The 6,701-nt window shown below is 61.4% G+C and carries 6 protein-coding genes; 3 read left to right on the top strand and 3 right to left on the bottom strand.

All coding sequences use genetic code 11. The features are described from left to right. From ACFCU0_RS08235 to ACFCU0_RS08225, 3 genes are all read left to right on the top strand, one after another. On the top strand, window positions 1–863 hold an 863-nt coding region (locus ACFCU0_RS08235; protein WP_434973184.1), incomplete at its 5' end, for an RHS repeat-associated core domain-containing protein. Window positions 864–886: 23 nt separating this feature from the next. Beyond that, window positions 887–1,453 carry a HEAT repeat domain-containing protein gene (locus ACFCU0_RS08230; RefSeq protein WP_434973183.1) on the top strand — a complete coding sequence of 189 codons (567 nt, stop codon included), beginning with the start codon at window positions 887–889 and terminating at the stop codon, window positions 1,451–1,453. Window positions 1,454–1,596: 143 nt separating this feature from the next. Beyond that, on the top strand, window positions 1,597–2,289 hold the full coding sequence (locus ACFCU0_RS08225) for a fibronectin type III domain-containing protein (RefSeq protein ID WP_434973182.1): 693 nt from the start codon (window positions 1,597–1,599) through the stop codon (window positions 2,287–2,289). A 365-nt stretch (window positions 2,290–2,654) separates the two neighbouring features. Here the strand turns inward: ACFCU0_RS08225 and ACFCU0_RS08220 are convergent, their stop codons facing one another. From ACFCU0_RS08220 to tagF, 3 genes are all read right to left on the bottom strand, one after another. After that, window positions 2,655–3,230: a PIN domain-containing protein gene (locus ACFCU0_RS08220; RefSeq protein WP_434973181.1), complete on the bottom strand. Its 576-nt coding sequence runs from the start codon at window positions 3,228–3,230 to the stop codon at window positions 2,655–2,657. 628 nt (window positions 3,231–3,858) lie between these two features. Continuing rightward, on the bottom strand, window positions 3,859–5,505 hold the full coding sequence (gene tssA, locus ACFCU0_RS08215; protein ID WP_434973180.1) for a type VI secretion system protein TssA: 1,647 nt from the start codon (window positions 5,503–5,505) through the stop codon (window positions 3,859–3,861). Between the two features lie 92 nt (window positions 5,506–5,597). Further along, the gene (tagF, locus tag ACFCU0_RS08210) at window positions 5,598–6,611 is read right to left on the bottom strand and encodes a type VI secretion system-associated protein TagF (RefSeq protein WP_434973179.1); all 1,014 of its coding nucleotides are present in this window, start codon (window positions 6,609–6,611) and stop codon (window positions 5,598–5,600) included. Between the last annotated feature and the right edge of the window lie 90 nt (window positions 6,612–6,701).

The following is a 6,701-nucleotide window of genomic DNA, read 5'->3' as shown; positions in this document are numbered from 1 at the left end:
GAGACGCGACCACCAAAGGTGTTCAGCAACCACCGGAGGTGTTTACACGCGAGGACTACACCGGCCACGAGCTGGACGTAGAGACCGGCATGCACTACGCCGGGGCGCGGTACTACATGGGGGCGTTGGGGCGGTGGACGAACACCGATCCAATCCTGAGGGAGCAATCGCCCCGGAAGCTCTTGAAGGACGGGAAGGTGCAGGCCTTCTCGACGTCCGCCTACAACTACAGCTTCAACAACCCAGCGAATCTTCGGGACCAAACGGGCAAGTGGCCGACGCCGTGGGATCTTTTGGACTTCGCCGCGGCAGGTCTCAGTATCCGTGATGCCTGGAATAATCCGAGTGCAGCCAATATCGGATGGGCTGCAGCAGACGTGGCTGCGGCAGCTTTACCGATCATTCCATCCACTGGTATATTTCGCCACGGACGTCGGCTTCTTCAGGGATCGGCGGCTGCAATGGAGATGGTTCAGGGAGCAGACAAACTTGCCGGGGCTGGCAGAGCAGTCAGTAGAATCGGTAGTGGTGCTGACCTCGGGCAAGACGTTAACGCGGCGTTCAGGTCGATTGACAATAATCTTCGGGACCACCTCACTGATATGGACCTGAGTGGTGCCTTCAAGGAGTTGGCAGGTATAGAAATAGTGGACAGAAATGGCAATCCGGTTAACCATATCGAAGAAGTGGGCAATGCCTTATCAGGGCTCAAGTCCTCGATGGATGACTTGAAGAAGGCATTGGGGAACGACAATCTTAGCGATGAAGCGCGACAAACTATTCAGTCAAAGCTTTCGGAAACGAGCAAGCTCACAGATCAGATTGAGGGCTTTTTAAATAAGGCCGAAGAACTAAGACAGTAACCATAAACCTACGAGAACTGCAGATGACTACCTCTTCCGAGTGGACACAGGATCGTCTTTCTGAACTCCTTCGGCTTGCAAAGTCTGGTCGTCTCACTAATAAGGCACAGTCCGAGGTTTCCAAACTTCATAAGGATGTCATCAAGGGAAAGGTACCTCAGGATTGTCTCTACACCACTATTCATATATTTGGTGAGGCTGACTATAAGGATGCAAAGGCGTTCGTTCTTTCCTCCCTCACCGATAGCGATCCTCAACTGCGTAAGGTGGCGGCGCACGTTTTGGCTCATCACTGGAAGCTAGATGATTGCCAGGAGGAGCTCGTCCATCTGCTTCAAACGGATCCTAACGATGAAGTGAGAGCCGAAGCTGCGACCGGGCTGAGCAATCTCAGGGCCAGTTCTGAACATGATCAAACCGTAGAAGCCATCCACAGGGTGTTATTTGATGATGATGAGCCGTTCTTAGTGCGCAAGAACGCGTACAAGGCATTGTTGCGCATAAGAGGAGGATACGATCCCACACAAGTCTTTCGACTTACGAGAAGAGCTAGCGACATGGGTGATCTAGACCTCTCCCTTGTCGAGTAGTCGTCACGTCCACCGCGCTCGGAGCATCCGCTCCGCTGTCGGCATCTCCGGGGGCAACCACCGCCACCCTGGCCTGGGCGGGCACCCGGCCGGTGGTGCTTGCGCAGGACCACGAAGGGTCGAGCCCACTCTGGCAGCGGTCGGTGCCCAATCAAACGCTGACCTCGGAGGCTGCCCGCTCGGGCGACCACACCTGGAAGATTGAGTCGTTCTCCGGGTGTGATCCCTCGTGTTACTATGCCGTTGGCGCGTGGAAGCTGGCCGCGGACCTCGACCTCAGCCGCCCGATCCGCTTCCCGGTGTGGGCGAAGGCCCCGCCTGGGCACGGCGACCTTCACATTCAGCTGAAGTACGAGGCGGGGGGAGAATCGCACTATCCCGGAAAAGCGCAGTACGAAGGCACCGGAGCTTGGGAGCGGCTGGAAGTGCATCTTGATCTCAGCCAGATTTCAGACTTGAATGGGGTGTGGGCAGCGGTCCGGCACGTCAGCACGACCGGCGCGCCCGCCTACATCGACGACCTGCAGCTGGCCACCGGCGGCCCGGCCGCGACGACGTACGACTTGGAGGTGGCCACCGATGCCGGGTTCACGAACGTGGTTGAGGCGTGGACCGACGTGAACGCGCCGGCGGCAGAGAACCGGCAGGTGACCGTCGAGGGACTCATCCGAACGACGGCGTACCACTGGCGCGTGCGAGGCACGAACGCCGGAGGAACCGGCTCGTGGACGCGCGGTGTGTTTACGACGACGGACCGCGCACCGCGGCACTACTACCTGAAGGCCTATACCCGCAGGAGCCGGCACGGGCTCTCGGCTCGATCCGGGCGGTGGTGAACCCGGACGCCGCCGGAAGCGAGGTCGAACAGCTGTGCTGGTCACGGACAAGGTCGTCGAGACGCGCGACGACTATCCGTATAGTTCCACCTTCGGCTCCGTGAATCTCCCGTTGGTCGATGTGGCCGCCGGATGCCGGGGCGAAGCCTCACCGAGGGCACACGCCGGCGGTGATGGACTACACCGGCCACGAGCTGGACGGGGAGACCAGGATGCACTACGCCGGGGCACCCCAGGAGTGCTTCCTCCCGCTGGTCGGGGCGCGCGATACTACATGAGCGCGTACGGGCGGTGGAATGAGCCGGGGGCGTGTCGGCAGCGCATCCGCCGGGCTGCCGCGTAGGAGGGGACGATACAGCTGGAGGCTACAGGTCAGTCAGATCGAAGTCGTCGGCCAGAAGATTCAAGAAGGTCACGCCTTCTACCGTAGCTCCCGTCGAAAAGTCTTCGCTCAGCACGGTCGGGATTTGGTTCAGCTTCGCAGCGGCCCAGATCTGCGCGTCGAAGTAGGGGAAGCGATGATCCCGAACGCCCCGTACAGCTTCCAGAGCCACTGCTGACGTGAGGGCAAGAATCGGAAAGACGGCTTCAAGGCGTTCGACCTGCTCGTAGACATCGGCGGGGGCGAGCGACGGCTTAAGTTTGTGGAGCGCCACGTTGGCAAACTCGGCAAGCACCTGGGCCGGAAGCGCTGCGTAGGGCGCGCGACCGGTCCGCTCAATGGTCGTTAGGGCCCGTTCCTTCTTTTGCGATGCGCCCTCGTCAAAGCAGGAGACCAGTAGGTTTGTATCCAACAGGTACCGAGTGGCCACCAGCTTAGAAGATGAGTTGTCATCGCGTCTCATCCAGCGGCTGGCGCGGTCGGCATACAGCTCGTCCCGACTGAACCGGTAGTCTGAAGGAAGCTGGTGGCCGTCGGACAGCCGGCGGGTGGTCTTCATGAGGAGGTCCACGGCCTCGTGCCGCCGGAGAGTCCCCAAGGGGGAGGCCTCGTCCAACAAGTCGTCGAGCGCGCGACGCGCGAGTTCCGCTTCCGATACGCCGAGCGCCCGGGCCTGCCGTTTGAGCGCTTCGTTCTGCGCTTAAATGATGCAGAGCTATTTCTGAATCATACCTAACTTGTATACATCACATCATTTGAGGAGAAGACACGTCAAGCGCAGGTCGGGGTTTCGGAAGATCGGGGGTTGGAGGATTTATGACGGACGGTAGGCGTGTTGCATGCGGGCCGCTCCGGCGCACGAGGACTACACCGGCCGCGTGAGCAGCCAGGCACCCCGGGAGTACTGACCTCGCCGTGCTCGGCCCTCGCTTCGCTTAGGGCGCGCGCTACTACACGCGCAGCCTGGGACAGGGGAACGGGACGGACGACTGTCACCTCGCAGTAGTACGACCGGACGGGTGAGGGCGGCGTTCTCCGGGAATCAGGAGAGGGCCGAACGTTTTCCCAGCATAGCGCCGTTCCGTCTCGGCGCCGCGCGCAAAACGGTGCCGTGGAAACCTGAGCAGCGGTATGGATGCCCGCCCCGTGAGCTCGCAGCCGGCAAACGAGTCAACGCGTTAGAACGCTCAGCTGGAACCTTCCGCACCCGCGATCGGCTGCAGCGTCAGCGCTTTGGAGGGAGCCAACTCGCAAATCCGGCCATACACCCTTCGGGCTTGAGCGACCTCCGAGGCCGGGAGCTCGTCCGTCCGGGTGTAACAGGTATGGAGCGTGGTCCACGTCCTCAGAGCCAGGTCCGGCTCCCACTGGTCGAGCGCATGTCGCTCGATGTCTGCATGGAGTTGCTCGAGGAGAGGTAGCGCGACTTCGGGATGACCACCGTCGAGGCACAGGGACGCGATCTCCAGTTGCCTCCGAAACCGGGTGCGTCCATCGGGGGCGCTCATCTCCGTTAACCCATGCAGCGCCTCTTCAAGGGACCCCGACTGCATCTTCTGCCGCGCGTCGGCCAGGACGTCGGCCAGCGGATCGGCCCCTCCGGAGACATCAGCGGTGGACGCGTCGGAGGAGGGGGCCAGAGAGTCCAGCCATCCGAGGGTCGTGGGATCGGCGAACGGGGTCCCATCCCGATAGCTCAGGTTCGGCAGCTCGGGAAATCGCTCTATCAGCCCCACCGTGTGATGCTGAATGGCATCCGCGACGTCGGTGAACCGACCGCCGAGTTGACGTGCGGCCTGTACTTGCATGCGCTGAAGGTCCAGCCAGTAGTGAGCGGGTCCGCTCTGAAACGTCGTTTCGCCAGCGTCAAGGAGCTTTTCGAACGCCTTACGATCGAACAGAGATGCGAGAGCCGATCGCTGGGCTTCTTCCGGAGCCCGAATCTGTGTTTCCCCGGATGAGTTCGGCGGCACCGATTGAAGCGACCCCCAGCGAACCACACGAAGCAGTGCGTACGGTTCGGGGTTTGTAAGATCAATGCTTCGCCGACGTGAGGCAACGTCGGTGATGATCCGGCGCGCGTCCTCATCACCGAACTCCTCCCCTTCGCTCGGAATCTCGAGGGACGACGCCGCGGGAGAGCCGTTCGACGACGATGCAGACGGGGACGAAGGGGACGTCGTCGACTCCTCGGTTTCAGTAGATTCTGAACGTGAGACTTCCGTCTCCTCGGCCTGCGACTCAAGCCGCTGCGTGAGCCTTCGATCGACCCGTTCAAATTCACTCAAGAACCCGCTCAACGCTGGGGCCTGGTCCCCCAGCCGGTCCATTGCCAGGGTTTGGACGGCCCTGCCGTGCTTGATGGCCTGCCGGACGGCTTCTGCATCGGATGTCGTGAAGGTTTGGCGCTTGATCCACGGCGACAGATGGTCGGCCACAAACTGGAGCGCATTCGAGCGCGCGCGTGCTCGTCGTGCAGGCGGGTACATGTTCTCCCAGTGAGCATCGAAAAGCGCGTTCAATCCCGCCAGTCCAATCGCGACGCCGTCCATCCCATGCGTATGCGATTTCCCGACGACGAAGTAGCTCGCCACCCGCACGTCTTTAGACAACTCGGTGAGCACGTCCAGGCTCTTGCTCGCCAGAGCCTCCACGTCGACCTCTCCCGCTGCCGTGCTGAGATCATCGACGATGTTCTTCAGCTCCTGGTAGCTATCGTCGTACGTGATGTCGGATCCCGTTGGGGCGTCGTCGGAGATCGGAGCGCGGATCAGCTCCTGGGTCTCCTGGACTTGCGTGTCCAGGTTTGGACTGTCAGTCGTCGTTTCGGCCATGGGTACGTGCGTAAAAAAGGAGTCGGTTCGCGGCGTCTTCGATGCTGAGCGTTCGCTGTCGAGCGTTCGATGCTGAGCGCCGGTGGCGCGGGTTAAATCAGCATCTCCAGAACCGAGCGATTCGTTTCGAGGGCATCGACGATGCGCCGGTGCTCCGGCGGCAGCGAGTCGAGAATCGATGCCGCCTGTGCCGGATCTATCCTCGTCGGGTCGTACAGGAACGAGCGGTCTTCCGTGGGTTCAAACAGGTGCTCGTAGGCTCCGGTCGGTGCCGGGCCGAAGAAGAGCAGGAGGAAGAGGGGGAAAGAAGACGCTGACGCCTCCATCGTCGAGGGGCGAGCATCTTCCTGCGGATCTTGCGGCGTGGTCAGACGGCGCAGGCTCCAGAACGCAGAAACCGGAAGATGCGGAGACCGGGTGATCCGCCGGGTGGCGTCGATCCAGAGAGCTGCGCTCCGGGTTGCTGAGTCGGCGGAAGGCAATGGAATCTGGAGCCCGTAGTTGAATCGTCGGATCTGTGCTTCGGTTTTTCCCTCGAACACGTTCATCCACGCCGCGAGAAACTGCGCGGGTGTGAGAGCCGAGCCGGTGGGCAGCGAGTGGTCAAGAAACGACGTGCCGAACTGCGGAACGAAGGCATCGTCCTGTTCCGTTTCGGGCGCGAAGGAGTGGTGCGTTCGGGCCGGGACCGACCGGTCGGGCGACGAAAGGCTGCTGAGCGAGTCGATCGGGATTTCGCCTCGGATAACCCTGGAAACGAATCGGAGACGGTTCGCAAACAGGGCCGTCGAGATGTCGAGCCCGGATGCCGGCCATGCCGCCCAGAAAGGATATCGGCGGCCCGTAGAATCGCGGCTGGGTGCGAGCACCCCCTGGAGGCGGCGGGCAGACTCCGTCTCGAACACGAATCCGAAGGCTGGAGCGCGGTCGTATCCGTCCGTCGGAGCCGATGGCTGGAGAAACGCACGACGATGAGCATCCCGAACCCAGCGATCCAGCTCGTCGACTGAAATGTCGCCAACCTGGCAATGGACGTATTCCCGGTCGCCCGGTAACTTTCCGTGACATGCCATCGGAATCGAGGACGGTTCGATGTTAGAATTCACCAGTTCCGTGGGGTCGGACGAAGGGAAAATCAAGAAGACGGGCCGAAAGGCTGAGCGCGAGGGCCAGGGGGACCCGACGGCAATCCTGCT

This window comes from Longibacter sp. (assembly GCF_051155795.1).
Lineage (GTDB): Bacteria > Bacteroidota > Rhodothermia > Rhodothermales > Salinibacteraceae > Longibacter.
This window is presented reverse-complemented; position numbering and strand designations above follow the sequence as displayed.